Raw genomic sequence first — 2,032 nt, 5'->3', positions numbered from 1 at the left:
GTCTTCTGAATCTGTAGAGTCTGTTCTGAAGACCGTGCAGGGCGAGTTCGGTGCGATTGGTATTTTGGTCAATAACGCCGGCATTACTCGTGATAACATCATGATGCGCATGAAAGATGACGAATGGGATTCAGTGATGAATACCAATCTGAACTCTGTCTTCCGTCTGGTTAAGGGCTGTCTGCGTGGCATGACTAAGGCGCGCTGGGGTCGTATCATCAGCGTGAGCTCTGTGGTTGCATCCATGGGTAACGCAGGTCAGGCAAACTACGCGGCCGCCAAGTCCGGTATGGAAGGTTTTACCCGAGCACTGGCTCGTGAAGTCGGTTCGCGTAATATTGCAGTCAACTGTGTAGCACCTGGCTTTATCGACACCGATATGACCAGTGGCCTGGCAGATGAGCACAAAGAAAAACTGCAGTCTCAGATCCCGATGAACCGTCTGGGGCAGCCGGAAGAGATTGCGGCAGTTGTCGGTTTCCTGGCGAGTCAGGGCGGCGGTTATGTGACGGGTGAGACGATCCACGTCAATGGCGGCATGTATATGTCCTGATCGGTGCATCAAGGAATTGTTTTTTTTCGCCAATTGGTGATAATGTGCCGTCAGCTAATAAGTAAAAAAACACCGCTGACATGCTTGAATCCGCGTGTCGGCTTCATTAGAATCCTGTGCCACATCATTATTGTGGTGATGTTGATAAGAAGATAGGAAGAGTTATGAGCAACATTGAAGAGCGCGTAAAGAAAATCATCGCTGAACAGCTGGGCGTTAAAGAAGAGGAAGTAGTGAACTCTGCAGCATTTGTAGAAGATCTGGGTGCTGACTCTCTGGACACTGTTGAGCTGGTGATGGCTCTGGAAGAGGAATTCGAAACCGAAATCCCTGACGAAGAAGCTGAAAAAATCACTACTGTTCAGCTGGCAATCGATTACGTTAACGCTAACCAGTAATCGAACTCAGTCTCGAATACCCGAAAAGCCGCAGCTATCTTGTATAGTGCGGCTTTTCTTTTTTCTGTAGGTAGCACATTGGGAGGATCATGATGTCACGCAGGCGAGTGGTTGTTACTGGTTTGGGTATGCTTACCCCGGTTGGTAATACAGTCCAGGACACCTGGGGAAACATCTTGGCAGGAAAAAGTGGCGCAGCGAATATTGAGCATTTTGATGCTTCTACGTTTGCGACCCGTTTCTCCGCATCGGTGAAAGGTTTCGATGTCAGCGAGTATATGAGCGCCAAGGAAGCGCGCAAGATGGATCTCTTTATTCAATACGGCATGGCGGCTGCGATTCAGGCAGTAAGCGATGCGGGCCTGGAAGTCACTGAAGAAAACGCACCGCGTATTGGTTGCGCGATCGGTTCAGGCATTGGTGGTTTGCCGATGATTGAAAAGAACTGTGATGTACTTAAAAACAGCGGCCCACGCCGTATCTCTCCGTTTTTTGTACCGGGTAGTATTATTAATATGATTGCTGGTAACTTGGCGATCAAATATGGCTTTAAAGGGCCAAATATTGCGATTACTACCGCATGTACAACAGGAACCCACAATATTGGTCAGGCGATGCGCATGATTCAGTATGGTGATGCTGATGTTATGTTGGCAGGCGGTTCCGAAATGGCAACCACGCCATTGGGTATTGGTGGTTTCTCCGCAGCGCGGGCACTGTCAACGCGTAATGACGACCCACAGCGCGCGAGCCGTCCATGGGATAAAGACCGTGATGGGTTTGTGTTGGGGGATGGTGCCGGAATCCTTATTTTAGAAGAATACGAACACGCCAAAGCTCGAGGCGCAAATATCTATTGTGAACTTGCGGGCTTTGGTATGAGTGACGATGCTTTCCATATGACTGCTCCTCCGGAGACAGGGGAAGGTGCGGCACTGTCTATGAGTAATGCGATACGTGATGCTCAGCTAAGCGTTGATGATGTGCATTATATCAATGCGCACGGTACATCAACGCCTGCAGGTGATATTGCAGAATCTAACGCGGCTAAGCAGGTATTAGGTAGTGCGGCGGAACAGGT

General features: G+C 49.4%; 3 protein-coding genes. All 3 read left to right on the top strand.

The features are described 5' to 3' along the window. Nucleotides 1-553 (top strand): 3-oxoacyl-ACP reductase family protein (locus tag ABYW01_RS20360; RefSeq protein ID WP_372836300.1); only part of this gene is annotated, 553 nt, incomplete at its 5' end. 164 nt (nucleotides 554-717) lie between these two features. Then, nucleotides 718-951, top strand: coding sequence for an acyl carrier protein (acpP, locus tag ABYW01_RS20355; protein WP_193951832.1), 234 nt, complete (start codon nucleotides 718-720; stop codon nucleotides 949-951). Between the two features lie 92 nt (nucleotides 952-1,043). After that, nucleotides 1,044-2,032 (top strand): beta-ketoacyl-ACP synthase II (gene fabF / locus ABYW01_RS20350; protein WP_372836297.1); only part of this gene is annotated, 989 nt, incomplete at its 3' end.

The organism is Pontibacterium sp. (genome assembly GCF_041587635.1).
GTDB lineage: Bacteria > Pseudomonadota > Gammaproteobacteria > Pseudomonadales > Balneatricaceae > Pontibacterium.
Note: the sequence above shows the minus strand (reverse complement) of the source record. Positions and strands in the feature narration are given on the sequence as shown.